Annotated in this window: 20 protein-coding genes, 6 tRNA genes and 3 rRNA genes (1 of these 29 cut by a window edge); all 29 read left to right on the forward strand. The window is 55.0% G+C overall.

What is annotated here, in order from left to right:
* A 16S ribosomal RNA gene (locus HQ912_RS04010) occupies positions 1–286 on the forward strand; it begins 1,233 nt to the left of the window's first position.
* A 65-nt stretch (positions 287–351) separates the two neighbouring features.
* A tRNA-Ile gene (locus HQ912_RS04015) sits at positions 352–428 on the forward strand.
* 27 nt (positions 429–455) lie between these two features.
* Positions 456–531 (forward strand) — tRNA-Ala (locus HQ912_RS04020).
* Between the two features lie 248 nt (positions 532–779).
* A 23S ribosomal RNA gene (locus HQ912_RS04025) occupies positions 780–3,671 on the forward strand.
* A 150-nt stretch (positions 3,672–3,821) separates the two neighbouring features.
* Positions 3,822–3,937 (forward strand): 5S ribosomal RNA (gene rrf / locus HQ912_RS04030).
* The 16S, 23S and 5S rRNA genes sit together here with 2 tRNA genes alongside, the layout of an rRNA operon.
* Before the next feature lie 132 nt (positions 3,938–4,069).
* Positions 4,070–5,026, forward strand: coding sequence for a bifunctional biotin--[acetyl-CoA-carboxylase] ligase/biotin operon repressor BirA (birA, locus tag HQ912_RS04035; protein WP_047230554.1), 957 nt, complete (start codon positions 4,070–4,072; stop codon positions 5,024–5,026).
* A complete protein-coding gene (locus HQ912_RS04040; RefSeq protein ID WP_047230553.1) occupies positions 5,016–5,765 on the forward strand; it encodes a pantothenate kinase in 750 nt (249 codons plus the stop codon). Before birA ends, HQ912_RS04040 begins: the two co-directional genes overlap by 11 nt.
* A 7-nt stretch (positions 5,766–5,772) precedes the next feature.
* On the forward strand, positions 5,773–6,225 hold the full coding sequence (locus HQ912_RS04045; RefSeq protein ID WP_047230552.1) for a hypothetical protein: 453 nt from the start codon (positions 5,773–5,775) through the stop codon (positions 6,223–6,225).
* Between the two features lie 142 nt (positions 6,226–6,367).
* Positions 6,368–6,452, forward strand: a tRNA-Tyr gene (locus tag HQ912_RS04050).
* A 24-nt stretch (positions 6,453–6,476) separates the two neighbouring features.
* Positions 6,477–6,550, forward strand: a tRNA-Gly gene (locus tag HQ912_RS04055).
* A 26-nt stretch (positions 6,551–6,576) separates the two neighbouring features.
* A tRNA-Thr gene (locus HQ912_RS04060) sits at positions 6,577–6,652 on the forward strand.
* An 84-nt stretch (positions 6,653–6,736) separates the two neighbouring features.
* Positions 6,737–7,930, forward strand: coding sequence for an elongation factor Tu (gene tuf / locus HQ912_RS04065; RefSeq protein WP_003186103.1), 1,194 nt, complete (start codon positions 6,737–6,739; stop codon positions 7,928–7,930).
* A 53-nt stretch (positions 7,931–7,983) separates the two neighbouring features.
* Positions 7,984–8,059, forward strand: a tRNA-Trp gene (locus tag HQ912_RS04070).
* A gap of 45 nt (positions 8,060–8,104) precedes the next feature.
* Positions 8,105–8,473 carry a preprotein translocase subunit SecE gene (gene secE / locus HQ912_RS04075; protein ID WP_003186101.1) on the forward strand — a complete coding sequence of 123 codons (369 nt, stop codon included), beginning with the start codon at positions 8,105–8,107 and terminating at the stop codon, positions 8,471–8,473.
* A 9-nt stretch (positions 8,474–8,482) separates the two neighbouring features.
* Positions 8,483–9,016, forward strand: coding sequence for a transcription termination/antitermination protein NusG (gene nusG, locus HQ912_RS04080; RefSeq protein WP_003186097.1), 534 nt, complete (start codon positions 8,483–8,485; stop codon positions 9,014–9,016).
* A 117-nt stretch (positions 9,017–9,133) separates the two neighbouring features.
* Positions 9,134–9,565, forward strand: a complete 432-nt coding sequence (gene rplK / locus HQ912_RS04085; protein WP_003176435.1) for a 50S ribosomal protein L11 — start codon at positions 9,134–9,136, stop codon at positions 9,563–9,565.
* Positions 9,565–10,260, forward strand: a complete 696-nt coding sequence (gene rplA / locus HQ912_RS04090) for a 50S ribosomal protein L1 (RefSeq protein ID WP_003186095.1) — start codon at positions 9,565–9,567, stop codon at positions 10,258–10,260. Before rplK ends, rplA begins: the two co-directional genes overlap by 1 nt.
* Positions 10,261–10,458: 198 nt before the next feature.
* Positions 10,459–10,959: a 50S ribosomal protein L10 gene (rplJ, locus tag HQ912_RS04095; protein WP_047230484.1), complete on the forward strand. Its 501-nt coding sequence runs from the start codon at positions 10,459–10,461 to the stop codon at positions 10,957–10,959.
* Between the two features lie 78 nt (positions 10,960–11,037).
* The gene (gene rplL, locus HQ912_RS04100) at positions 11,038–11,403 is read left to right on the forward strand and encodes a 50S ribosomal protein L7/L12 (RefSeq protein WP_027617682.1); all 366 of its coding nucleotides are present in this window, start codon (positions 11,038–11,040) and stop codon (positions 11,401–11,403) included.
* Between the two features lie 220 nt (positions 11,404–11,623).
* Positions 11,624–15,697: a DNA-directed RNA polymerase subunit beta gene (rpoB, locus tag HQ912_RS04105; protein WP_047230483.1), complete on the forward strand. Its 4,074-nt coding sequence runs from the start codon at positions 11,624–11,626 to the stop codon at positions 15,695–15,697.
* Between the two features lie 64 nt (positions 15,698–15,761).
* Positions 15,762–19,961, forward strand: coding sequence for a DNA-directed RNA polymerase subunit beta' (gene rpoC, locus HQ912_RS04110; RefSeq protein ID WP_047230482.1), 4,200 nt, complete (start codon positions 15,762–15,764; stop codon positions 19,959–19,961).
* Between the two features lie 216 nt (positions 19,962–20,177).
* Positions 20,178–20,549 carry a 30S ribosomal protein S12 gene (gene rpsL, locus HQ912_RS04115; RefSeq protein ID WP_003186084.1) on the forward strand — a complete coding sequence of 124 codons (372 nt, stop codon included), beginning with the start codon at positions 20,178–20,180 and terminating at the stop codon, positions 20,547–20,549.
* A gap of 102 nt (positions 20,550–20,651) precedes the next feature.
* On the forward strand, positions 20,652–21,122 hold the full coding sequence (gene rpsG / locus HQ912_RS04120) for a 30S ribosomal protein S7 (RefSeq protein WP_003186074.1): 471 nt from the start codon (positions 20,652–20,654) through the stop codon (positions 21,120–21,122).
* A 30-nt stretch (positions 21,123–21,152) separates the two neighbouring features.
* Positions 21,153–23,258 (forward strand): elongation factor G, encoded by a 2,106-nt coding sequence (gene fusA / locus HQ912_RS04125; RefSeq protein WP_047230481.1) that lies wholly within the window; start codon positions 21,153–21,155, stop codon positions 23,256–23,258.
* Between the two features lie 30 nt (positions 23,259–23,288).
* Complete coding sequence (tuf, locus tag HQ912_RS04130) at positions 23,289–24,482, forward strand: elongation factor Tu (protein ID WP_003186103.1); 1,194 nt, start codon at positions 23,289–23,291, stop codon at positions 24,480–24,482.
* 155 nt (positions 24,483–24,637) lie between these two features.
* The gene (rpsJ, locus tag HQ912_RS04135) at positions 24,638–24,949 is read left to right on the forward strand and encodes a 30S ribosomal protein S10 (protein WP_003186070.1); all 312 of its coding nucleotides are present in this window, start codon (positions 24,638–24,640) and stop codon (positions 24,947–24,949) included.
* Between the two features lie 80 nt (positions 24,950–25,029).
* Positions 25,030–25,665, forward strand: coding sequence for a 50S ribosomal protein L3 (rplC, locus tag HQ912_RS04140; protein ID WP_003186059.1), 636 nt, complete (start codon positions 25,030–25,032; stop codon positions 25,663–25,665).
* Between the two features lie 12 nt (positions 25,666–25,677).
* Entirely contained in the window at positions 25,678–26,280 is a 603-nt protein-coding gene (gene rplD, locus HQ912_RS04145) for a 50S ribosomal protein L4 (RefSeq protein WP_003186057.1), read from the forward strand.
* The gene (gene rplW / locus HQ912_RS04150; RefSeq protein ID WP_002555488.1) at positions 26,277–26,576 is read left to right on the forward strand and encodes a 50S ribosomal protein L23; all 300 of its coding nucleotides are present in this window, start codon (positions 26,277–26,279) and stop codon (positions 26,574–26,576) included. The genes rplD and rplW overlap by 4 nt, the downstream gene beginning before the upstream one ends.
* The last annotated feature ends 8 nt before the right edge of the window (positions 26,577–26,584 follow it).

Raw genomic sequence — 26,584 nt, forward strand, 5'->3', positions numbered from 1 at the left:
TGCCAAGCCGCGAGGTGGAGCTAATCCCACAAAACCGATCGTAGTCCGGATCGCAGTCTGCAACTCGACTGCGTGAAGTCGGAATCGCTAGTAATCGCGAATCAGAATGTCGCGGTGAATACGTTCCCGGGCCTTGTACACACCGCCCGTCACACCATGGGAGTGGGTTGCACCAGAAGTAGCTAGTCTAACCTTCGGGGGGACGGTTACCACGGTGTGATTCATGACTGGGGTGAAGTCGTAACAAGGTAGCCGTAGGGGAACCTGCGGCTGGATCACCTCCTTAATCGACGACCGCAGCTGCTTCATGAGCTCCCACACGAATTGCTTGATTCATTGAAGAAGACGATTGGGTCTGTAGCTCAGTTGGTTAGAGCGCACCCCTGATAAGGGTGAGGTCGGCAGTTCGAATCTGCCCAGACCCACCAATTTCATGGTGTTCCCTGTAGCGATACGGGGCCATAGCTCAGCTGGGAGAGCGCCTGCCTTGCACGCAGGAGGTCAGCGGTTCGATCCCGCTTGGCTCCACCATTACAGATTGGCACCAACGTTTAAAGCTTAGAAATGAGCATTCCACCAAGACGGTGCTGAATGTTGATTTCTAGTCTTTTGATTAGATCGTTCTTTAAAAATTTGGGTATGTGATAGAAAGATAGACTGGACGTTACTTTCACTGGTAACGGATCAGGCTAAGGTAAAATTTGTGAGTTGCTCTTAGAGCATGCGAATTTTCGGCGAATGTCGTCTTCACAGTATAACCAGATTGCTTGGGGTTATATGGTCAAGTGAAGAAGCGCATACGGTGGATGCCTTGGCAGTCAGAGGCGATGAAAGACGTGGTAGCCTGCGAAAAGCTTCGGGGAGTCGGCAAACAGACTTTGATCCGGAGATGTCTGAATGGGGGAACCCAGCCATCATAAGATGGTTATCTTGTACTGAATACATAGGTGCAAGAGGCGAACCAGGGGAACTGAAACATCTAAGTACCCTGAGGAAAAGAAATCAACCGAGATTCCCTTAGTAGTGGCGAGCGAACGGGGACTAGCCCTTAAGTGGCTTTGAGATTAGCGGAACGCTCTGGAAAGTGCGGCCATAGTGGGTGATAGCCCTGTACGCGAAAATCTCTTAGTCATGAAATCGAGTAGGACGGAGCACGAGAAACTTTGTCTGAATATGGGGGGACCATCCTCCAAGGCTAAATACTACTGACTGACCGATAGTGAACTAGTACCGTGAGGGAAAGGCGAAAAGAACCCCGGAGAGGGGAGTGAAATAGATCCTGAAACCGTATGCGTACAAGCAGTGGGAGCCCACTTTGTTGGGTGACTGCGTACCTTTTGTATAATGGGTCAGCGACTTATTTTCAGTGGCGAGCTTAACCGAATAGGGGAGGCGTAGCGAAAGCGAGTCTTAATAGGGCGTCTAGTCGCTGGGAATAGACCCGAAACCGGGCGATCTATCCATGGGCAGGTTGAAGGTTGGGTAACACTAACTGGAGGACCGAACCGACTACCGTTGAAAAGTTAGCGGATGACCTGTGGATCGGAGTGAAAGGCTAATCAAGCTCGGAGATAGCTGGTTCTCCTCGAAAGCTATTTAGGTAGCGCCTCATGTATCACTGTAGGGGGTAGAGCACTGTTTCGGCTAGGGGGTCATCCCGACTTACCAAACCGATGCAAACTCCGAATACCTACAAGTGCCGAGCATGGGAGACACACGGCGGGTGCTAACGTCCGTCGTGAAAAGGGAAACAACCCAGACCGTCAGCTAAGGTCCCAAAGTTATGGTTAAGTGGGAAACGATGTGGGAAGGCTTAGACAGCTAGGAGGTTGGCTTAGAAGCAGCCACCCTTTAAAGAAAGCGTAATAGCTCACTAGTCGAGTCGGCCTGCGCGGAAGATGTAACGGGGCTCAAACCATACACCGAAGCTACGGGTATCACTTAGGTGATGCGGTAGAGGAGCGTTCTGTAAGCCTGTGAAGGTGAGTTGAGAAGCTTGCTGGAGGTATCAGAAGTGCGAATGCTGACATGAGTAACGACAATGGGTGTGAAAAACACCCACGCCGAAAGACCAAGGTTTCCTGCGCAACGTTAATCGACGCAGGGTTAGTCGGTCCCTAAGGCGAGGCTGAAAAGCGTAGTCGATGGAAAACAGGTTAATATTCCTGTACTTCTGGTTATTGCGATGGAGGGACGGAGAAGGCTAGGCCAGCTTGGCGTTGGTTGTCCAAGTTTAAGGTGGTAGGCTGGAATCTTAGGTAAATCCGGGATTCTAAGGCCGAGAGCTGATGACGAGTTACCCTTTGGGTGACGAAGTGGTTGATGCCATGCTTCCAAGAAAAGCTTCTAAGCTTCAGGTAACCAGGAACCGTACCCCAAACCGACACAGGTGGTTGGGTAGAGAATACCAAGGCGCTTGAGAGAACTCGGGTGAAGGAACTAGGCAAAATGGCACCGTAACTTCGGGAGAAGGTGCGCCGGTGAGGGTGAAGCACTTGCTGCGTAAGCCCACGCCGGTCGAAGATACCAGGCCGCTGCGACTGTTTATTAAAAACACAGCACTCTGCAAACACGAAAGTGGACGTATAGGGTGTGACGCCTGCCCGGTGCCGGAAGGTTAATTGATGGGGTTAGCTAACGCGAAGCTCTTGATCGAAGCCCCGGTAAACGGCGGCCGTAACTATAACGGTCCTAAGGTAGCGAAATTCCTTGTCGGGTAAGTTCCGACCTGCACGAATGGCGTAACGATGGCGGCGCTGTCTCCACCCGAGACTCAGTGAAATTGAAATCGCTGTGAAGATGCAGTGTATCCGCGGCTAGACGGAAAGACCCCGTGAACCTTTACTATAGCTTTGCACTGGACTTTGAATTTGCTTGTGTAGGATAGGTGGGAGGCTTTGAAGCGTGGACGCCAGTTCGCGTGGAGCCATCCTTGAAATACCACCCTGGCAACTTTGAGGTTCTAACTCAGGTCCGTTATCCGGATCGAGGACAGTGTATGGTGGGTAGTTTGACTGGGGCGGTCTCCTCCTAAAGAGTAACGGAGGAGTACGAAGGTGCGCTCAGACCGGTCGGAAATCGGTCGTAGAGTATAAAGGCAAAAGCGCGCTTGACTGCGAGACAGACACGTCGAGCAGGTACGAAAGTAGGTCTTAGTGATCCGGTGGTTCTGTATGGAAGGGCCATCGCTCAACGGATAAAAGGTACTCCGGGGATAACAGGCTGATACCGCCCAAGAGTTCATATCGACGGCGGTGTTTGGCACCTCGATGTCGGCTCATCACATCCTGGGGCTGAAGCCGGTCCCAAGGGTATGGCTGTTCGCCATTTAAAGTGGTACGCGAGCTGGGTTTAGAACGTCGTGAGACAGTTCGGTCCCTATCTGCCGTGGACGTTTGAGATTTGAGAGGGGCTGCTCCTAGTACGAGAGGACCGGAGTGGACGAACCTCTGGTGTTCCGGTTGTCACGCCAGTGGCATTGCCGGGTAGCTATGTTCGGAAAAGATAACCGCTGAAAGCATCTAAGCGGGAAACTTGCCTCAAGATGAGATCTCACTGGGACCTTGAGTCCCCTGAAGGGCCGTCGAAGACTACGACGTTGATAGGTGGGGTGTGTAAGCGCTGTGAGGCGTTGAGCTAACCCATACTAATTGCCCGTGAGGCTTGACCATATAACACCCAAGCAATTTGTTGACCCGATACAGGGCACCAGATTGCGGTGTGTGAAGACGCTATGAACCGAAAGTTCGCACAACACACAAACCTATCACATACCCATTCGCTGGAACGTGACCGCAAGGCACGCGCTGGCTACCGAATTTCTTGACGACCATAGAGCATTGGAACCACCTGATCCCATCCCGAACTCAGCAGTGAAACGATGCATCGCCGATGGTAGTGTGGGGTTTCCCCATGTGAGAGTAGGTCATCGTCAAGATTAAATTCCGAAACCCCTATCTGCTGACGCAGGTAGGGGTTTTGTTTTGCCCGCAGGAAAGACCATTTGTGTTTCTATGCAACGGTCTTGCGCATCGCTATCATGCGGGCCTCATTATCAGGTGCAGTTTGCATGCTCACGTTGCTTAAACTTCTGAAAGATGGCCGCTTCCACTCGGGTCAGGCGCTGGGTACTGCGCTGGGTATCAGTCGTAGTGCTGTATGGAAGCAGTTGCAGCACCTGGAGGCGGAGTTAGGGCTATCTGTTCATAAGGTTCGAGGTAGAGGTTATCAGCTGGCTAAGCCGCTGCTGCTTTTGGACTCGGCTGAGATTAGCGCCAAAGAGTCCTGTGAGTGGCCCATCCATATATTTGACTCCATTGATTCGACCAACGCTGAAGCGCTTCGCGCCATAGAGCGTGGAATGGGCGCGCCATTTATGATTTTGGCCGAGCGACAGACAGCCGGTCGTGGTCGTCGTGGTCGCAAGTGGGTGAGTCCGTTTGCCGACAATCTTTACCACAGTCTGGTGCTGCGAATTGATGGTGGCATGCGCCAAATTGAGGGGCTCAGCCTGGTTGTGGGGCTTGCAGTTATGCACGCCTTGCATGATATGGGGATCGCGGGGGCTGGGCTGAAGTGGCCTAACGATGTCCTGGTAGGTGATAAGAAAATCGCGGGCATCTTGCTTGAATTGGTGGGGGATCCAGCAGACGTTTGCCACGTTGTTCTCGGCGTAGGGATTAATGTGAATATGCGGTCGACCGATGAGGTCGACCAGCAATGGACGTCCATGTGCCTTGAGGCGGGCAGGGATTTTGATCGAAACGAGCTGGTTGGACGGCTGGCCGCGAAGTTTCAGCATTACCTCAGGCTCCACCAGGTGTCGGGTTTCTCCGCGATCCAGGAGGAATGGGAGCGATACCATCTGTGGCAGGGGCGGAATGTTTCCCTGATTGCCGGTATCAACCAGGTTGACGGGGTTGTGATGGGCATTGATCGTCAGGGCGCGCTGCGTTTGAAGGTAGATGGCGTGGAAAAAATCTTTAGCGGTGGTGAGCTCAGTTTGAGGTTGCGTGATGATTCTTGAGCTCGATTGCGGCAATAGCTTTATCAAGTGGCGTGTCCTTGACTTCGACGGCGTAACACCGATCGAAGGAGGGGTGGTTGGTACCGATAGTGCCCTGCTGGCAAGCTTGAGTGACGCCGATAAATTTAAGCTCAAGAAATGCCGTCTCGTTAGCGTGAGGACTCCGCAAGAGACGGATTCGTTGGTTGCTCTACTAATTGATGTTTTTGGAGTGTCTGTCTCACGCGCTGTGCCTGTTCGGGAGTTGGCCGGTGTTAAGAACGGTTACAACGATTACGAGCGGCTAGGGCTCGATCGATGGTTGGCTTTGCTTGGGGGCTTCCATCTTGCTTCGGGAGCCTGCCTGGTGCTCGATTTCGGTACGGCCGTTACAGCGGATTTCGTGGCTGCGGACGGTGAGCATCTAGGGGGGTTCATTTGTCCTGGTATGCCTTTGATGCGTAATCAGTTGCGCACTCATACCCGACGGATTCGCTATGACGATACGGCTGCCGAGCGGGCTCACGAGAGCCTCGCCCCTGGTCGCGAGACTGTAGAGGCGGTGGAGCGCGGTTGCATGCTCATGCTCAGAGGATTTGTCCTGACTCAGCTTGAACTGGCTAAAGAATATTGGGGGAACGACTTCGTAGTATTTCTCACGGGAGGAGATGCCAATTTGGTATCCGGTGTTGTGCCTGATGCCAAGGTAGTGCCTGATCTGGTTTTTGTTGGTTTGGCGATGGCCTGTCCTTTGTCTTGAGGTTCCTATGCGGTGGCTTTTTCTGCTGTTGGTGGTTTTGAATGTCTTTTATTACGTCTGGCATCAACAGGAGGCTCCGCTTCGGGCAAAAGATGTGACTCCGTTGAGTTTGTACCGGGGCTCGCAGCAGGATATTCATCTCTTGAGCGAAACGGCAGATGCGCTTGTAAGGCGGGATTCAGGCAAGTCTGCTGGTCGAGGCGCATGTGTTTATCTTGGTGGCTTCACCCGGATTGAAATGGCGCGCCAGCTGGAGCAGCGGCTCGCGGCATCCGGGATCGCGGCTCGCTCCATTGCGCAGGGCTCACCGAATCTGCCTGAGGGAGAAGGATTTTGGGTTCTGATTTCGCCAGATAGCGCGATGAAGGTGAATGAAACGCTGCTTCAAAACCTTTCTAAAGAATTCAATGAGTTAAAACATAAAATAATGCCCTGTGAGGGGGTTGCACCCGCAGGGTAGTTTGCATAGAATGGCGCCCGCTTCGCAGCGAAGGCCTTCAATGGCTAGCGCCACGAAGCGGCGTCAACGCAGCTAACCTCAGGTTTTTTATGAGAAAATGCTTGACAGAAGGCTGGCATGATATAGAATGCCGGCTCGCTTAGGAGGGGTTCCCGAGCGGCCAAAGGGATCAGACTGTAAATCTGACGTCTACGACTTCGAAGGTTCGAATCCTTCCCCCTCCACCAGTTTTAGCGTGAGCTGCAAGCTCCGCGGGTATAGTTTAGTGGTAGAACCTCAGCCTTCCAAGCTGATGATGCGGGTTCGATTCCCGCTACCCGCTCCAAGTTTGCAGGTTGTGCATAGTGTTTCGCTCTTGTAGCTCAGTTGGTAGAGCACACCCTTGGTAAGGGTGAGGTCAGCGGTTCAAATCCGCTCAAGAGCTCCATATAACAAGGCAGATATGAAAATATCTGCCTTTGTTTTAATGGTTTGTGTGACTTGCTAAATTCTTCTCCTAGGGGTGATTTCGATGGCTAAGGAAAAGTTCGAACGTAATAAGCCGCACGTCAACGTTGGCACCATCGGTCACGTCGACCACGGTAAAACCACGCTGACCGCTGCTCTGACCCGTGTCTGCTCCGAAGTTTTCGGTTCGGCCAAGGTTGACTTCGACAAGATCGACAGCGCCCCGGAAGAGAAAGCTCGCGGTATCACCATCAACACCGCTCACGTTGAATACGATTCGGCCGTGCGTCACTACGCACACGTTGACTGTCCAGGTCACGCCGACTACGTAAAAAACATGATCACTGGTGCTGCCCAGATGGACGGCGCGATCCTGGTTTGCTCGGCCGCTGATGGTCCGATGCCACAAACCCGTGAGCACATCCTGCTGTCCCGTCAGGTAGGCGTTCCGTACATCGTTGTCTTCCTGAACAAGGCTGACATGGTTGACGACGCTGAGCTGCTGGAGCTGGTTGAGATGGAAGTGCGCGATCTGCTGAGCACTTACGACTTCCCAGGTGATGACACTCCAATCATCATCGGTTCGGCTCTGATGGCTCTGAACGGCCAAGACGACAACGAAATGGGCACCACCGCTGTCAAGAAGCTGGTGGAAACTCTGGACAGCTACATCCCAGAGCCAGAGCGTGCTATCGACAAGCCGTTCCTGATGCCAATCGAAGACGTGTTCTCGATCTCCGGTCGCGGTACTGTTGTGACTGGCCGTGTTGAGCGTGGCATCGTCCGCATCCAGGAAGAAGTTGAGATCGTCGGTCTGCGCGACACTCAGAAAACTACCTGCACCGGCGTTGAAATGTTCCGCAAGCTGCTCGACGAAGGTCGTGCAGGCGAGAACTGCGGCGTACTGCTGCGCGGCACCAAGCGTGACGACGTTGAGCGTGGCCAGGTTCTGGTCAAGCCAGGCACCGTCAAGCCGCACACCAAGTTCACTGCAGAAGTTTACGTTCTGAGCAAGGAAGAAGGCGGCCGTCATACTCCGTTCTTCAAAGGCTACCGTCCACAGTTCTACTTCCGTACAACTGACGTGACCGGTAACTGCGAGCTGCCAGAAGGCGTTGAAATGGTAATGCCAGGTGACAACATCCAGATGACTGTCACTCTGATCAAGACCATCGCGATGGAAGACGGTCTGCGTTTCGCTATCCGTGAAGGCGGTCGTACCGTCGGCGCTGGTGTCGTAGCCAAAGTCATCGAGTAAACAGTTGTAATGTCTTTTTCGGGCCGGCATAATGGTCGGCCTGATTTTGTTTTAGGTCAGTAGCTCAATTGGCAGAGCGACGGTCTCCAAAACCGTAGGTTGGGGGTTCGATTCCCTCCTGACCTGCCAGATTCACTTGGTGTGTCTGGCTTTCTTTTCACAGGATCTTCATAGATGACTCCTAAAGCTGAAGCTCAAGGCTCTCGCTTCGATCTGCTCAAGTGGCTAGTGGTAGTCGCTTTGGTGGTTGTTGGCGTTGTTGGCAATCAGTATTACTCTGCTTCGCCGATCCTGTACCGTGTACTTGCATTGCTTGCCATTGCCGCTGTTGCTGCCTTTGTGGGGCTGCAAACGGCTAAGGGCAAGTCTTTCTTTGTACTCGCTAAGGAAGCTCGCACCGAGATTCGTAAAGTCGTATGGCCGACTCGCCAAGAAACCACGCAGACCACGTTGATCGTTGTGGCTGTTGTTCTGGTAATGGCGTTGCTGTTGTGGGGGCTCGATTCCCTGCTCGGCTGGCTTGTTTCCTTGATTGTTGGCTAAGGGTGTCCCGTGGCTAAGCGTTGGTACGTTGTGCATGCTTACTCGGGTTACGAGAAGCATGTCATGCGCTCGCTGGTAGAGCGCGTAAAGCTGGCTGGCATGGAAGATGGCTTTGGCGAGATTCTGGTCCCCACTGAAGAAGTGGTTGAGATGCGTAATGGCCAGAAGCGCAAAAGTGAACGCAAGTTCTTTCCAGGCTACGTGCTGGTACAGATGGATATGAACGAAGGGACTTGGCACTTGGTCAAGGATACCCCTCGGGTGATGGGCTTCATCGGCGGTACCGCTGACAAGCCTGCACCGATTACAGATAAAGAGGCAGAAGCGATTCTGCGTCGCGTCGCTGATGGTAGCGATAAGCCGAAGCCAAAAACACTGTTTGAGCCAGGTGAAGTTGTTCGGGTCACTGACGGCCCATTCGCTGACTTTAATGGCACGGTTGAAGAAGTTAACTACGAAAAGAGCCGGATCCAAGTGGCAGTGCTCATTTTCGGTCGCTCTACTCCGGTAGAGCTAGAGTTCAGTCAGGTCGAAAAGGTCTGATTGAACAGGCATCCCAACCCCGCAGCCCTAGGCTGTGGGGTTTTGTCGTCACTGGGATAAACGCGCAAGTAACCGGGGAGCCTTTCGAGGCGCTAGAACCCGTAATTGGAGTGCCTCATGGCCAAGAAAATTACCGCTTACATCAAGCTGCAAGTGAAGGCCGCTCAGGCTAACCCAAGCCCACCTGTTGGTCCTGCCCTGGGTCAGCACGGCGTGAACATCATGGAATTCTGCAAGGCCTTCAACGCCCGTACTCAGGGTCTTGAGCCAGGTCTGCCAACTCCAGTGATCATCACTGTCTACAGCGACCGTAGCTTCACCTTCGAAACTAAAAGCACCCCTGCTTCGGTTCTGCTGAAGAAGGCTGCAGGTTTGACCAGCGGTTCCGCTCGTCCAAACACCGTTAAGGTTGGCACCGTTACCCGTGCCCAGCTGGAAGAAATCGCGAAAACCAAAAACGCGGATCTGACTGCAGCTGATATGGATGCAGCCGTGCGTACTATCGCCGGTTCTGCTCGTAGCATGGGCCTTAACGTGGAGGGTGTGTAATGGCTAAGCTGACCAAGCGTCAAAAGGCTATCGCCGGCAAAATCGAAGCAGGCAAGGCCTACAACTTTGTAGACGCCGCCGCTCTGCTGGCCGAGCTGTCGACTGTCAAGTTCAGCGAGTCGTTCGACGTTGCTGTAAACCTGGGTGTTGACCCGCGTAAATCCGACCAGGTCGTTCGTAGCGCTACCGTGCTGCCACACGGCACTGGCAAGACCGTTCGTGTAGCTGTTTTCACCCAGGGCCCAGCAGCTGAAGCTGCTCTGGCTGCTGGTGCTGACCGCGTAGGCATGGACGATCTGGCTGCTGAAATGAAAGGCGGCGACCTGAACTATGACGTAGTTATCGCATCCCCGGATGCCATGCGCGTTGTGGGTCAGTTGGGTCAGATCCTCGGTCCACGTGGTCTGATGCCTAACCCTAAAGTCGGCACCGTAACGCCAGACGTAGCTACCGCGGTTAAAAACGCCAAGGCTGGTCAGGTTCGTTATCGCACCGACAAGAACGGCATCATTCACACCTCCGTTGGCAAGATTGGCTTCGACGCCGTCAAGTTGAAGGAAAACGTAGAAGCCCTGATCGCTGATCTGAAGCGTATCAAGCCAGCTTCTTCGAAAGGCATCTACGTCAAGCGCGTTACCCTGAGCACCACTATGGGCCCAGGTCTGGTCATCGATCAGAGCTCGCTCGACGCGTAAGACTCAGATTGGCGCAAGCGATTGCGCCAATCGAAAAATTGGGGTCCCTGCCTGGCGGGGGCTGTCCAAGACCGTAGGCGACGCAAGTCTTAAACCACAAGCCTACGCAGATGGTGCTCCCGGTTCCTTACCGAATCAGACACCAAAACGACATTCGGTTTCGACCGAATGAAACGGTAACAAGCAGGAGTTAAACCCGTGGCAATTAATCTCGAAGACAAGAAGGCCATCGTCGCTGAAGTCAACGAGGCTGCCAAAGTCGCTCTGTCCGCTGTCGTGGCTGATGCCCGTGGCGTAACAGTAGGCGCAATGACCGGACTCCGTAAAGAGGCCCGTGAAGCTGGTGTTTACGTACGTGTCGTACGTAACACCCTGCTCAAGCGCGCAGTTGCTGACACTGAATACAGTGTTCTCAACGACGTGTTCACCGGCCCGACCCTGATCGCGTTCTCCAAAGATCATCCAGGCGCTGCTGCCCGTTTGTTCAAGGAATTCGCCAAGGGTCAGGACAAGTTCGAGATCAAGGCAGCTGCGTTCGAGGGCAAGTTCCTCGCAGCTAATCAGATCGATGTACTGGCAACACTGCCGACCCGCGACGAAGCCATTTCGCAGCTGATGAGCGTGATTCAAGGCGCTACCAGCAAGCTGGCTCGTACTCTGGCTGCAGTTCGCGAGCAAAAAGAAGCTGCCGCAGCCTAAGGCTGAGCACTTCCTCTCGCGCTTTTTTGTTTATTTCGATGGCCGCGTAGGCCGTCCCCCAATTCAGGAAATACAGTAATGTCTATCTCCCAAGACGATATCCTCAACGCCGTAGCTGAAATGTCGGTTCTGCAGGTTGTTGAGCTGATCAAAGCTTTCGAAGAGAAATTCGGCGTTTCCGCTGCCGCTGCTTCCGCTGGTCCAGCTGCTGCTGCCGCCGTTGTTGAAGAGCAAACCGAATTCAACGTCATGCTGACCGAAGCTGGCGAGAAGAAAGTAAACGTGATCAAGGCAGTACGTGAACTGACCGGTCTGGGCCTGAAAGAAGCCAAGGCTGTAGTTGACGGCGCTCCTGCCATGGTTCTGGAAGCTGTTGCCAAAGACGCAGCTGACAAAGCCAAGGCCGCTCTGGAAGAAGCAGGCGCTAAAGTCGAGCTGAAGTAAGCATCGACTTTGCGTCTCCAGCCCGAGCGTTAAGCGACAGGCTGATGGCTGGTGGCTTTTGCCACCGGCCTTTTTCCGTTATTGGCAGCCGACTGGGTCGGTGCTTATAGCGCGCTGTATCCACCCGATGTGGTGGCGCAAACCATGGGGTTTGCACGATTTTCTGGCTGCTCCCGTCGGGAGGGGCCAAACAAGCAGGTGACCAAGCTGGGGAACGCTGATGGCTTACTCATATACTGAGAAAAAACGTATCCGCAAGGACTTTAGCAAGTTGCCGGACGTCATGGATGTGCCGTACCTCCTGGCCATCCAGCTGGATTCGTATCGTGAATTCTTGCAAGCGGGAGCGACTAAAGATCAGTTCCGCGACGTGGGCCTGCATGCGGCCTTCAAATCCGTTTTCCCGATCATCAGCTACTCCGGCAATGCTGCGCTGGAGTACGTCGGTTATCGCCTGGGCGAACCGGCATTTGATGTCAAAGAATGCGTATTGCGCGGTGTGACTTACGCCGTACCTTTGCGGGTAAAAGTGCGCCTGATCATTTTCGACAAAGAATCGTCGAACAAAGCGATCAAGGACATCAAAGAGCAAGAAGTCTACATGGGTGAAATCCCCCTGATGACTGAGAACGGTACCTTCGTAATCAACGGTACCGAGCGTGTAATCGTTTCCCAGCTGCACCGTTCTCCGGGCGTGTTCTTCGACCACGACCGTGGCAAGACGCACAGCTCCGGCAAACTGCTTTATTCCGCGCGCATCATTCCTTACCGCGGTTCGTGGCTGGACTTTGAGTTCGACCCGAAAGACTGCGTATTCGTGCGTATCGACCGTCGCCGCAAGCTGCCTGCATCGGTACTGCTGCGCGCGCTCGGCTATACCACTGAGGAAGTGCTGGACGCGTTCTACACCACCAACGTTTTCCATGTGCAGGGTGAGAATCTCAGCCTGGAACTGGTGCCTCAGCGCCTGCGCGGTGAAATCGCTGTCCTCGATATTCAGGACGACAAAGGCAAGGTTATTGTCGAGCAGGGTCGTCGTATCACCGCTCGCCACATCAACCAGCTGGAAAAAGCCGGGATCAAAGAGCTGCAGGTGCCGATCGACTACGTTCTGGGTCGCACCACGGCCAAGGTCATCGTGCATCCAGCTACCGGCGAAATCCTGGCAGAGTGCAACACCGAGCTGAACACCGAGATCCTGGCAAAAATCGCCAAGGCCCAGGTTGTTCGCATTGAAACTCTGTACACCAACGATATCGACTGCGGTCCGTTCATCTCCGACACGCTGAAGATCGATTCCACCGGCAACCAGCTGGAAGCCCTGGTCGAGATCTATCGCATGATGCGTCCAGGCGAGCCGCCAACCAAAGACGCAGCCGAGACCCTGTTCAACAACCTGTTCTTCAGTCCTGAGCGCTATGACCTGTCTGCGGTCGGCCGGATGAAGTTCAACCGTCGTATCGGTCGTACCGAAATCGAAGGTTCGGGCGTGCTGAACAAGGACGACATCGTTGCGGTGCTCAAGACCCTGGTCGACATCCGTAACGGCAAAGGCATCGTCGATGACATCGACCACCTGGGTAACCGTCGTGTCCGCTGCGTAGGCGAGATGGCCGAGAACCAGTTCCGTGTTGGCCTGGTGCGTGTAGAGCGCGCGGTCAAGGAACGTCTGTCGATGGCTGAAAGCGAAGGCCTGATGCCGCAGGATCTGATCAACGCCAAGCCAGTGGCTGCTGCGGTGAAGGAGTTCTTCGGTTCGAGCCAGCTCTCTCAGTTCATGGACCAGAACAACCCGCTGTCGGAGATTACCCACAAGCGTCGTGTATCTGCACTCGGCCCGGGCGGTCTGACCCGTGAGCGCGCAGGCTTCGAAGTTCGTGACGTACACCCGACTCACTACGGTCGTGTATGCCCGATTGAAACGCCGGAAGGTCCGAACATCGGTCTGATCAACTCGCTGGCAGCCTATGCTCGCACCAACCAGTATGGCTTCCTCGAGAGCCCGTACCGTGTGGTGAAAGAAGGTCTGGTGACCGACGAGATCGTGTTCCTGTCCGCTATCGAAGAAGCCGATCACGTGATCGCTCAGGCTTCGGCGACCATGAACGAAAAAGGTCAGCTGATCGACGAGCTGGTAGCTGTTCGTCACCTGAACGAGTTCACCGTCAAGGCGCCAGAAGACGTCACCTTGATGGACGTTTCGCCCAAGCAGGTTGTTTCGGTGGCGGCATCGTTGATTCCGTTCCTCGAGCACGACGACGCCAACCGTGCGTTGATGGGCTCGAACATGCAGCGTCAAGCTGTACCGACCCTGCGTGCCGACAAGCCGCTGGTAGGTACCGGCATGGAACGTAACGTTGCCCGTGACTCCGGCGTTTGCGTCGTGGCTCGTCGTGGTGGCGTGATCGATTCCGTCGACGCCAGCCGTATCGTGGTTCGTGTTGCCGATGACGAAGTTGAAACTGGCGAAGCCGGTGTCGACATCTACAACCTGACCAAATACACCCGCTCCAACCAGAACACCTGCATTAACCAGCGTCCGCTGGTGAGCAAGGGTGATCGGGTTCAGCGTAGCGACATCATGGCTGACGGCCCGTCCACCGATATGGGTGAACTGGCACTGGGCCAGAACATGCGCATCGCGTTCATGGCATGGAACGGCTTCAACTTCGAAGACTCCATCTGCCTGTCCGAGCGTGTTGTTCAGGAAGATCGCTTTACCACGATTCACATTCAGGAACTGACCTGTGTGGCTCGTGACACCAAGCTTGGCCCAGAGGAAATCACTGCGGACATCCCTAACGTGGGTGAAGCCGCACTGAACAAGCTGGACGAGGCCGGTATCGTTTACGTAGGTGCTGAAGTAGGCGCAGGCGACATCCTGGTTGGTAAGGTCACTCCGAAAGGCGAGACTCAACTGACTCCGGAAGAAAAACTGCTGCGTGCCATCTTCGGTGAAAAAGCCAGCGACGTTAAAGACACCTCCCTGCGTGTGCCTACCGGCACCAAGGGTACCGTCATCGACGTACAAGTCTTCACCCGCGACGGTGTAGAGCGTGACGCTCGTGCACTGTCTATCGAGAAGACTCAACTCGACGAGATCCGCAAGGACCTGAACGAAGAGTTCCGTATCGTTGAAGGCGCAACTTTCGAGCGTCTGCGCTCCGCTCTGGTCGGCCACAAAGCCGAAGGCGGCGCCGGTCTGAAGAAAGGTCAGGAAATCACCGACGAAGTTCTCGACGGTCTTGAGCATGGTCAGTGGTTCAAACTGCGCATGGCTGAAGATGCTCTGAACGAGCAGCTCGAGAAGGCCCAGGCCTATATCGTTGATCGCCGCCGTCTGCTGGACGACAAGTTCGAAGACAAGAAGCGCAAACTGCAGCAAGGCGATGACCTGGCTCCAGGCGTGCTGAAAATCGTCAAGGTTTACCTGGCAATCCGTCGTCGCATCCAGCCGGGCGACAAGATGGCCGGTCGTCACGGTAACAAGGGTGTGGTCTCCGTGATCATGCCGGTTGAAGACATGCCGCACGATGCCAATGGCACCCCGGTCGACGTCGTCCTCAACCCGTTGGGCGTACCTTCGCGTATGAACGTTGGTCAGATCCTTGAAACCCACCTGGGCCTCGCGGCCAAGGGCTTGGGCGAGAAGATCAACCGTATGATCGAAGAGCAGCGCAAGGTTGCTGATCTGCGTAAGTTCCTGCACGAGATCTACAACGAGATCGGCGGACGCAACGAAGAGCTGGATACCTTCTCCGACCAGGAAATCCTGGATCTGGCGAAGAACCTGCGCGGCGGCGTTCCAATGGCAACTCCGGTGTTCGACGGTGCCAAGGAAAGCGAAATCAAGGCCATGCTGAAACTGGCAGACCTGCCGGAAAGCGGCCAGATGCAGCTGTTCGACGGCCGTACCGGCAACAAGTTCGAGCGCCCGGTTACCGTTGGCTACATGTACATGCTGAAGCTGAACCACTTGGTAGACGACAAGATGCACGCTCGTTCTACCGGTTCTTACAGCCTGGTTACCCAGCAGCCGCTGGGTGGTAAGGCGCAGTTCGGTGGTCAGCGTTTCGGGGAGATGGAGGTCTGGGCACTGGAAGCGTACGGTGCCGCATACACTCTGCAAGAAATGCTCACAGTGAAGTCGGACGATGTGAACGGCCGGACCAAGATGTACAAAAACATCGTGGACGGCGATCACCGTATGGAGCCGGGCATGCCCGAGTCTTTCAACGTGTTGATCAAGGAAATTCGTTCCCTCGGCATCGATATCGATCTGGAAACCGAATAACACGTGACGCGAATCGAGAGCGGGGCTGTTTTGCCCGCTCTCTGCTCCGCCAGGAGGAAAGGCCTTGAAAGACCTACTGAATTTGCTGAAAAACCAGGGTCAAGTCGAAGAGTTCGACGCCATCCGTATCGGATTGGCCTCGCCTGAGATGATCCGTTCGTGGTCGTTCGGTGAAGTTAAAAAGCCGGAAACCATCAACTACCGTACGTTCAAACCCGAGCGTGACGGCCTGTTCTGCGCCAAGATCTTTGGCCCGGTAAAGGATTACGAGTGCCTGTGCGGTAAGTACAAGCGCTTGAAGCACCGTGGTGTGATCTGCGAGAAGTGCGGCGTTGAAGTCGCGCTGGCAAAAGTTCGTCGTGAGCGCATGGCGCACATCGAACTGGCCTCGCCGGTTGCCCACATCTGGTTCCTGAAATCGCTGCCGTCCCGTATCGGCTTGCTGATGGACATGACCCTGCGTGATATCGAGCGCGTTCTCTACTTCGAGAGCTATGTCGTTATCGACCCGGGCATGACCACCCTTGAAAAAGGTCAGCTGCTCAACGACGAGCAGTACTTCGAAGCGCTGGAAGAGTTCGGCGACGATTTCGATGCCCGCATGGGTGCCGAAGCTGTCCGTGAACTGCTGCACGCGATCGACCTGGAGCACGAGATTGGCCGTCTGCGTGAAGAAATTCCGCAAACCAACTCCGAAACCAAGATCAAGAAGCTGTCCAAGCGTCTGAAGTTGATGGAAGCCTTCCAGGGTTCCGGCAACCTGCCTGAGTGGATGGTGCTGACCGTTCTGCCGGTTCTGCCGCCAGACCTGCGTCCACTGGTTCCGCTCGATGGCGGTCGTTTCGCGACTTCCGACCTCAACGATTTGTATCGTCGAGTGATCAACCGTAACAACCGCTTGAAGCGCCTGCTCGATTTGTCCGCTCCGGACATCATCGTGCGCAACGAAAAGCGTATGTTGCAGGAAGCTGTCGACGCATTGCTCGACAACGGTCGCCGTGGCCGCGCTATCACCGGTTCCAACAAGCGTCCTCTGAAGTCCCTGGCTGACATGATCAAGGGTAAGCAGGGTCGTTTCCGTCAGAACTTGCTCGGTAAGCGTGTTGACTACTCCGGTCGTTCGGTAATTACCGTAGGCCCGACCCTGCGTCTGCACCAGTGCGGTCTGCCTAAGAAAATGGCTCTGGAGCTGTTCAAGCCGTTCATTTTCGGCAAGCTGGAAATGCGTGGTCTCGCGACCACCATCAAAGCCGCCAAGAAGATGGTCGAGCGCGAGCTGCCAGAGGTTTGGGACGTTCTCGCCGAAGTGATTCGCGAACACCCAGTGCTGCTCAACCGTGCACCGACCCTTCACCGTCTGGGTATCCAGGCGTTTGAACCGGTACTGATCGAAGGTAAAGCCATCCAGCTGCACCCTCTGGTCTGTGCTGCGTACAACGCCGACTTCGACGGCGACCAAATGGCCGTGCACGTACCGCTGACGCTGGAAGCCCAGCTCGAAGCGCGTGCGCTGATGATGTCGACCAACAACATCCTGTCGCCAGCCAACGGTGAGCCAATCATCGTTCCGTCGCAGGACGTTGTATTGGGTCTGTACTACATGACTCGTGAAGCGATCAACGCCAAGGGCGAAGGTCGTGTGTTCGCGGATCTGCAGGAAGTTGACCGTGTGTTCCGTGCCGGCGAAGCCGCACTGCACGCCAAGGTCAAAGTGCGGATCAACGAAACCGTGAACGATCGTGATGGCGGCAGCGTGACCAACACCCGTATCGTCGACACCACCGTCGGCCGTGCGCTGTTGTTCCAGGTTGTGCCAAAAGGTCTGTCCTTCGACGTCGTCAACCTGCCGATGAAGAAAAAGGCGATCTCCAAGCTGATCAACCAGTGCTACCGCGTGGTTGGTCTGAAAGAGACCGTGATCTTCGCTGACCAGTTGATGTACACCGGTTTTGCCTATTCGACCATTTCCGGCGTTTCCATCGGTGTTAACGACTTCGTTATCCCGGACGAAAAAGCCCGCATCATCGGTGCTGCTACCGAGGAAGTGAAAGAGATCGAAAGTCAGTACGCCTCCGGCCTGGTAACCCAGGGCGAGAAGTACAACAAGGTGATCGACCTCTGGTCCAAGGCGAACGACGAAGTGTCCAAGGCGATGATGGCCAACCTCTCGAAAGAGAAGGTCATCGACCGTCATGGCAACGAAGTCGACCAAGAGTCCTTCAACTCGATGTACATGATGGCCGACTCGGGCGCACGGGGTTCTGCTGCGCAGATCCGTCAGCTCGCCGGTATGCGTGGCCTGATGGCCAAGCCGGACGGTTCTATCATCGAGACCCCGATTACCGCGAACTTCCGTGAAGGTTTGAGCGTACTCCAGTACTTCATCTCCACTCACGGTGCTCGTAAGGGTCTTGCGGATACCGCGTTGAAAACGGCGAACTCCGGTTACCTGACTCGTCGTCTGGTAGACGTTGCGCAGGATCTGGTCGTGACCGAGATCGATTGCGGCACCGAACACGGCCTGGTAATGACTCCGCACATTGAAGGCGGTGACGTTGTAGAGCCGCTGGGTGAGCGCGTATTGGGTCGTGTCATCGCCCGTGACGTATTCAAGCCGGGTACCGAGGACGTAATCGTTCCTGCCGGCACCCTGGTTGACGAGAAGTGGGTCGAGTTCATCGAACTCAACAGCATCGACGAAGTGATCGTACGTTCGCCGATCAGCTGCGAAACCCGCTACGGCATCTGCGCCAAGTGCTACGGTCGCGACCTGGCTCGTGGTCACCAGGTGAACATCGGTGAAGCGGTCGGCGTTATCGCTGCCCAGTCCATCGGTGAGCCGGGTACCCAGCTGACGATGCGTACGTTCCACATCGGTGGTGCGGCCAGCCGAACCTCCGCAGCTGACAGCGTTCAGGTGAAGAATGGCGGTACTGTCCGTCTGCACAACCTCAAGCACGTAGAGCGCGTGGACGGTCACCTGGTGGCTGTATCCCGTTCCGGTGAGCTGGCGATCGCTGACGACTTCGGTCGCGAGCGCGAGCGCTACAAGCTGCCGTACGGTGCTGTGATTTCGGTCAAGGAAGGTGACAAGGTCGACGCTGGCGCTATCGTGGCCAAGTGGGATCCGCACACCCACCCGATCGTGACCGAAATGAAAGGTACCGTGACCTACGTGGGCATGGAAGAAGGCATCACGATCAAGCGTCAGACTGACGAATTGACCGGTATGACCAACATTGAAGTACTTGACGCGAAAGATCGTCCAGCTGCTGGCAAGGACATCCGTCCGGCCGTGAAGATGGTCGACGACAACGGCAAGGATCTGTTGCTGCCAGGCACTGACGTAATCGCTCAGTATTTCCTGCCAGCCAACGCCCTGGTCGGTGTTGCGGACGGTGCGCGGATCGCGATCGGTGATGTTATCGCTCGTATCCCGCAGGAAACTTCGAAAACCCGCGACATCACCGGTGGTCTGCCGCGTGTTGCCGACTTGTTCGAAGCCCGTCGTCCGAAAGAAGCCTCGATTCTGGCTGAAGTCAGCGGCACCATCGCGTTCGGTAAAGAGACCAAGGGCAAGCGCCGTCTGGTCATCACGCCGAACGACGGTAGCGATCCGTACGAAGAGCTGATTCCGAAGTGGCGTCACCTGAACGTCTTCGAAGGCGAACAGGTAAACCGCGGCGAAGTTATCTCCGACGGCCCGAGCGATCCACACGACATCCTGCGTCTGCTGGGTGTGAGTGCGCTGGCCAAGTACATCGTGAACGAGATCCAGGACGTTTACCGTCTGCAAGGCGTGAAGATCAACGACAAGCACATCGAGACCATCCTGCGTCAGATGCTGCGTAAAGTTGAGATCGCTGAATCCGGCGATTCGAGTTTCATCAAGGGCGACCAGATGGAGCTGACTCACGTACTGGTGGAAAACGAGCGCCTGGCGACGGAAGACAAGTTCGTCTCCAAGTTCACTCGCGTGCTGCTGGGTATCACCAAGGCGTCGTTGTCCACCGAATCGTTCATCTCGGCGGCTTCCTTCCAGGAAACCACCCGTGTACTGACCGAAGCGGCGGTAACCGGCAAGCGCGATTACCTGCGCGGCCTGAAAGAAAACGTGGTCGTGGGTCGTCTGATCCCGGCTGGTACCGGTTTGGCCTATCACAGCGAGCGCAAGCGTCGTCGTGATGCAGACAAGCCGTTGCGCGTAAGCGCCAGTGAAGTGGAAGCTGCACTGACCGAAGCACTGAACTCGAGCGGTAACTGAGTTCTGCGGTAATTAAGTGCCTGGCCCTGGTCATCCCGTTTGCTGGATCGAGACAAAATGTCGAGATCCGGCGGGCGGGGAGGTCGGGGCCTTGCCTTGACTGGGAACAAGATCCTCTTTAGACTCTTGATCCCCTAAATTTGGCGGGAATTCGTTCCTGCCATTTTGCTTTTCTTGTAAGACAATAGCGTCGCAAGACAACAGTGGAGCTAGTAGATGGCAACTATCAACCAGCTGGTACGTCAGCCGCGTAAGCGTATCGTCGAGAAATCCGACGTGCCTGCGCTGCAGAACTGCCCGCAACGTCGTGGCGTATGCACCCGTGTGTATACCACCACGCCGAAAAAACCTAACTCGGCACTGCGTAAAGTATGCCGTGTGCGTCTGACCAACGGTTTCGAGGTTTCCTCGTACATCGGTGGTGAAGGCCACAACCTGCAAGAGCACAGCGTGGTACTGATCCGCGGCGGTCGTGTAAAAGACTTGCCAGGTGTTCGTTACCACACCGTTCGCGGTTCTTTGGATACTTCCGGCGTTAAAGGTCGTAACCAGGGTCGTTCGAAGTACGGTACCAAGCGTCCGAAGTAATCGGCCGTTTTGCAGTTTTTCATTTTATTGAGTCGATAAGAGTAAGGTCGGGCACGCATTAGCTGTCCCGGGCTAACCTGAAGACCGTTTGAGGGCTTATCAATGCCAAGACGTCGCGTAGCAGCCAAACGTGAGATTCTGGACGATCCGAAATACGGAAGCCAGATTCTCGCCAAGTTCATGAACCACGTAATGGAAAGCGGCAAGAAAGCCGTTGCCGAGCGTATTGTTTATGGCGCACTGGACAAAGTTAAGGAACGCAAGAACAGCGATCCCCTGGAAATCTTCGAGAAAGCTCTCGACGCCATCGCTCCGCTGGTCGAAGTGAAGTCGCGCCGTGTAGGCGGTGCTACTTACCAGGTTCCGGTCGAAGTTCGTCCGTCCCGTCGTAACGCCCTGGCAATGCGCTGGTTGGTAGACTTCGCCCGCAAGCGCGGTGAGAAGTCCATGGCTCTGCGTTTGGCTGGCGAACTGTTGGACGCTGCTGAAGGTAAAGGTGCTGCAGTTAAGAAGCGTGAAGACGTGCACCGTATGGCTGAAGCCAACAAGGCTTTCTCGCACTACCGCTTCTAATTCTAGCGTCACTCAATTTGCGAGGGCTTTATGGCTCGTACTACACCGATTAATCGCTACCGTAACATCGGTATCGTTGCCCACGTGGATGCTGGTAAAACCACCACCACTGAGCGCGTCCTTTTTTACACTGGCAAAAGTCACAAGATGGGCGAGGTGCATGATGGCGCCGCGACCACCGACTGGATGGTGCAGGAGCAGGAGCGTGGTATTACCATTACTTCTGCTGCCATTACCGCCTTCTGGAAGGGTTCCGAGAAGCAGTATCCGCACGAGCATCGCTTCAACGTTATCGATACCCCGGGTCACGTGGACTTCACCATTGAAGTTGAGCGTTCCCTGCGTGTACTCGACGGCGCTGTGGTTGTGTTCTGCGGTACCTCGGGTGTTGAGCCTCAGTCGGAAACCGTATGGCGTCAGGCCAACAAATACGGTGTTCCACGTCTTGTTTACGTAAACAAGATGGACCGTGCTGGTGCCAACTTCCTGCGCGTGATCGGTCAGATCAAGCAGCGTCTGGGTCACACTCCGGTGCCGATCCAGCTGGCTATCGGTTCCGAAGACAACTTCCAGGGTCAGATCGATCTGATCAACATGCAAGCTGTCTACTGGAACGATTCTGACAAGGGTATGGTTCCTGTTCGCAAGGACATCCCGGCAGAGTTGCTGGAAGAAGCCGAGAAGTGGCGCGGCAACATGGTTGAGGCTGCGGCCGAAGCCAACGAAGAGCTGATGAACAAGTACCTTGAGGGTGAAGAGCTCACCAACGAGGAAATCAAGGCCGCTCTGCGTCAGCGTACCATCGCTGGTGAGATCGTTCTGGCTGTTTGCGGTTCTTCCTTCAAGAACAAGGGTGTTCCCCTGGTTCTCGATGCTGTGATCGACTTCCTGCCTGCTCCAACCGACATTCCTGCTATCAAGGGTTCCAACCCTGATAACGAGGAAGAGGAAATGGAGCGTCATGCAAGCGACGACGAGCCTTTCGCGGCCCTGGCGTTCAAGATCGCTACCGACCCATTCGTGGGCACCTTGACCTTCGTTCGGGTTTACTCGGGCGTGTTGAACTCCGGCGACGGCGTGATCAACTCTGTTAAAGGCAAGAAAGAGCGTGTGGGTCGTATGGTGCAAATGCACGCAAACGCCCGCGAAGAGATCAAGGAAGTGCGCGCTGGCGACATCGCGGCCTTGATCGGCATGAAGGACGTCACCACCGGTGAAACCTTGTGCAACGCTGACAAGCCGATCATCCTGGTTCGCATGGACTTCCCGGAGCCGGTTATTTCGGTTGCCGTTGAGCCAAAAACCAAGGATGACCAGGAAAAAATGGGTATCGCTCTGGGCAAGCTTGCTCAGGAAGATCCATCTTTCCGCGTCAAGACTGATGAAGAGACCGGTCAAACGATCATCTCTGGCATGGGCGAGTTGCACCTGGACATCCTGGTTGACCGGATGCGCCGTGAGTTCAACGTCGAAGCCAACATCGGCAAGCCTCAGGTTTCCTATCGTGAGCGCATCACGAAGAACTGTGAAATTGAAGGCAAGTTCGTTCGCCAGTCCGGTGGTCGTGGCCAGTTCGGTCACTGCTGGATTCGTTTTGCGCCGGCTGACGAAGGTCAGGAAGGTCTGCAATTCGTGAACGAAGTCGTAGGTGGTGTGGTTCCTAAGGAATACATCCCGGCGATCCAGAAGGGTATCGAAGAGCAGATGAAGAACGGCGTTGTTGCCGGCTATCCGCTGATCGGCCTGAAGGCGACTGTGTTCGATGGTTCTTACCACGACGTCGACTCCAACGAGATGGCGTTTAAGGTGGCTGCTTCCATGGCGACCAAGCAACTGGCCCAGAAGGGCGGTGGTGAGTTGCTTGAGCCGATCATGGCGGTAGAGGTTGTTACGCCTGAAGACTACATGGGTGATGTCATGGGCGACCTTAACCGTCGTCGTGGCATGATTCTGGGTATGGAAGATACGGTTTCCGGCAAGGTCATTCGTGCCGAGGTTCCGTTGGGTGAAATGTTCGGTTACGCAACCGACGTTCGTTCCATGTCTCAGGGTCGCGCGAGCTACTCTATGGAATTCAAAAAATACAATACAGCTCCGTCGCATATCGTCGAAACTGTTACCAAAAAGCAAGGCTGATTCAGCCCTTTAAGCTAGGAGTTAATTGTCGTGGCTAAAGAAAAATTTGAACGGAACAAACCGCACGTCAACGTTGGCACCATCGGTCACGTCGACCACGGTAAAACCACGCTGACCGCTGCTCTGACCCGTGTCTGCTCCGAAGTTTTCGGTTCGGCCAAGGTTGACTTCGACAAGATCGACAGCGCCCCGGAAGAGAAAGCTCGCGGTATCACCATCAACACCGCTCACGTTGAATACGATTCGGCCGTGCGTCACTACGCACACGTTGACTGCCCAGGTCACGCCGACTACGTAAAAAACATGATCACTGGTGCTGCCCAGATGGACGGCGCGATCCTGGTTTGCTCGGCCGCTGATGGTCCGATGCCGCAAACCCGTGAGCACATCCTGCTGTCCCGTCAGGTAGGCGTTCCGTACATCGTTGTCTTCCTGAACAAGGCTGACATGGTTGACGACGCTGAGCTGCTGGAACTGGTTGAGATGGAAGTGCGCGATCTGCTGAGCACTTACGACTTCCCAGGTGATGACACTCCAATCATCATCGGTTCGGCTCTGATGGCTCTGAACGGCCAAGACGACAACGAAATGGGCACCACCGCTGTCAAGAAGCTGGTGGAAACTCTGGACAGCTACATCCCAGAGCCAGAGCGTGCTATCGACAAGCCGTTCCTGATGCCAATCGAAGACGTATTCTCGATCTCCGGTCGCGGTACTGTTGTGACTGGCCGTGTTGAGCGTGGCATCGTCCGCATCCAGGAAGAAGTTGAGATCGTCGGTCTGCGCGACACTCAGAAAACTACCTGCACCGGCGTTGAAATGTTCCGCAAGCTGCTCGACGAAGGTCGTGCAGGCGAGAACTGCGGCGTACTGCTGCGCGGCACCAAGCGTGACGACGTTGAGCGTGGCCAGGTTCTGGTCAAGCCAGGCACCGTCAAGCCGCACACCAAGTTCACTGCAGAAGTTTACGTTCTGAGCAAGGAAGAAGGCGGCCGTCATACTCCGTTCTTCAAAGGCTACCGTCCACAGTTCTACTTCCGTACAACTGACGTGACCGGTAACTGCGAGCTGCCAGAAGGCGTTGAAATGGTAATGCCAGGTGACAACATCCAGATGACTGTCACTCTGATCAAGACCATCGCGATGGAAGACGGTCTGCGTTTCGCTATCCGTGAAGGCGGTCGTACCGTCGGCGCTGGTGTCGTAGCCAAAGTCATCGAGTAAGTCTCTTGTAGAGTCAGCTTGATGAGTTGAAGAGCCCCCGCCTAGCGGGGGCTTTTTTATTGGGTTGACACCTATCAGGGGCGTCTATAGAATTGCGCCTCCTTTTAACGGGCGTATTGCGCTCGGTGGGAATAGCAGCCGGAGTCTGAAATCCAATGCAAAATCAGCAAATCCGTATCAGGTTGAAGGCTTTTGACCATCGCCTGATCGACCAATCCACCCAGGAAATCGTGGAAACCGCGAAACGTACTGGTGCTCAAGTGCGTGGTCCAATTCCACTGCCTACCCGTAAAGAGCGGTTCACCGTTCTGGTCTCCCCGCACGTCAACAAAGACGCGCGTGACCAGTACGAGATCCGTACTCATAAGCGCGTTCTGGACATCGTCCAGCCAACGGATAAAACCGTTGATGCACTTATGAAGCTTGATCTTGCGGCCGGTGTGGAAGTGCAGATCAGCCTCGGCTAAGACTCGGTCTTGGTCGTGTAACGCTCTGAAATGGGCGGCCATAGCGGGTGAAAGCCCCGTACACTCATGAGGTTTACAACATGACTATTGGTGTAGTCGGTCGTAAATGCGGTATGACCCGTATTTTCACCGAAGAAGGTGTCTCCATTCCGGTCACGGTCATTGAGATCGAGCCGAATCGCGTCACCCAGTTCAAAACTGAAGAGACCGATGGCTATCGTGCAGTGCAAGTCACTGTCGGCGAGCGTCGTGCTTCGCGTGTAACAGCTGCTCAAGCTGGCCACTTCGCCAAGGCGAACGTTGCCGCTGGTCGTACCGTAATGGAATTCCGCCTTGAAGAAGGCGAGTACCAGGCCGGCGATCTGATCAACGCTGAAATCTTCGCTGCTGGTCAACTGGTTGATGTAACCGGTCAGTCCAAGGGTAAAGGCTTCCAGGGTACGATCAAGCGTTGGAACTTCCGCGGGCAAGATAACACCCACGGTAACTCCGTATCCCACCGCGTTCCAGGCTCTATCGGCCAGTGCCAGACTCCTGGTCGTGTATTCAAGGGCAAAAAAATGTCCGGTCATATGGGCGCTGAGCGCGTGACCGTGCAGTCCCTCGAAGTAGTGCGCGTGGACGCTGAACGCAATCTGTTGTTGGTCAAGGGCGCTGTTCCTGGCGCTACTGGCGGCAACTTGGTTGTACGTCCAGCAGCCAAGGCTCGCGGTTAAGGGGAAGCTGACATGCAATTAAATGTAAATGACGCTCAAGCGATCGAAGTTTCCGAACTGACATTTGGCGGCGAATTCAACGAGACGCTGGTTCACCAAGCAGTCGTGGCCTACATGGCTGGCGGCCGTCAAGGTAGCAAGCAGCAAAAGACCCGTTCCGACGTTTCTGGTGGCGGTAAGCGCCCATGGCGTCAGAAAGGTACTGGCCGTGCTCGTGCCGGTACTATCCGTAGCCCAATCTGGCGTGGCGGCGGTACCACTTTTGCAGCTCGTCCTCAGGATCACTCCCAGAAGCTGAACAAGAAGATGTATCGCGCAGCAATGCGTTCCATCCTTGCTGAGCTGGTGCGTACTGATCGTCTGGTCGTGGTTCAGGACTTCGCTGTTGAAGCACCGAAAACCAAAGATCTGCTGAACAAGCTGAACGGCATGGGCCTGACTGACGTCCTGATCGTGTCTGACGCTGTTGATCAGAACCTGTACCTGGCTGCTCGCAACCTGCCACACGTTGATGTTCGTGACGTGCAAGGTTCCGATCCGGTCAGTCTGATCGCATACGACAAGGTGTTGATCACCGTGTCGGCCGTGAAGAAATTCGAGGAGCTGCTGGGATGAACCAGGAACGCGTATTTAAAGTTCTGCTTGGCCCGCACGTTTCCGAGAAGGCTACGGTTCTGGCAGACAAGAAAGGCCAGTTCGTTTTCAAGGTTGCTACCGACGCAACCAAGCTGGAAATCAAGAAGGCCGTCGAAAGCCTGTTCAGCGTGAAAGTAGAGCGCGTTACTACCCTGAATGTTCTGGGTAAGAGCAAGCGCACTGCTCGCGGTCTGGGCAAGCGTAATGACTGGAAGAAGGCAGTTATCTCCCTTCAGCCAGGCCAAGATCTCGATTTCAGCAGCAGTGCTGAGTAAGGAAGGGG

It is taken from the genome of Pseudomonas sp. MPDS (genome assembly GCF_013283895.1).
Classification (GTDB): domain Bacteria; phylum Pseudomonadota; class Gammaproteobacteria; order Pseudomonadales; family Pseudomonadaceae; genus Aquipseudomonas; species Aquipseudomonas rhizophila.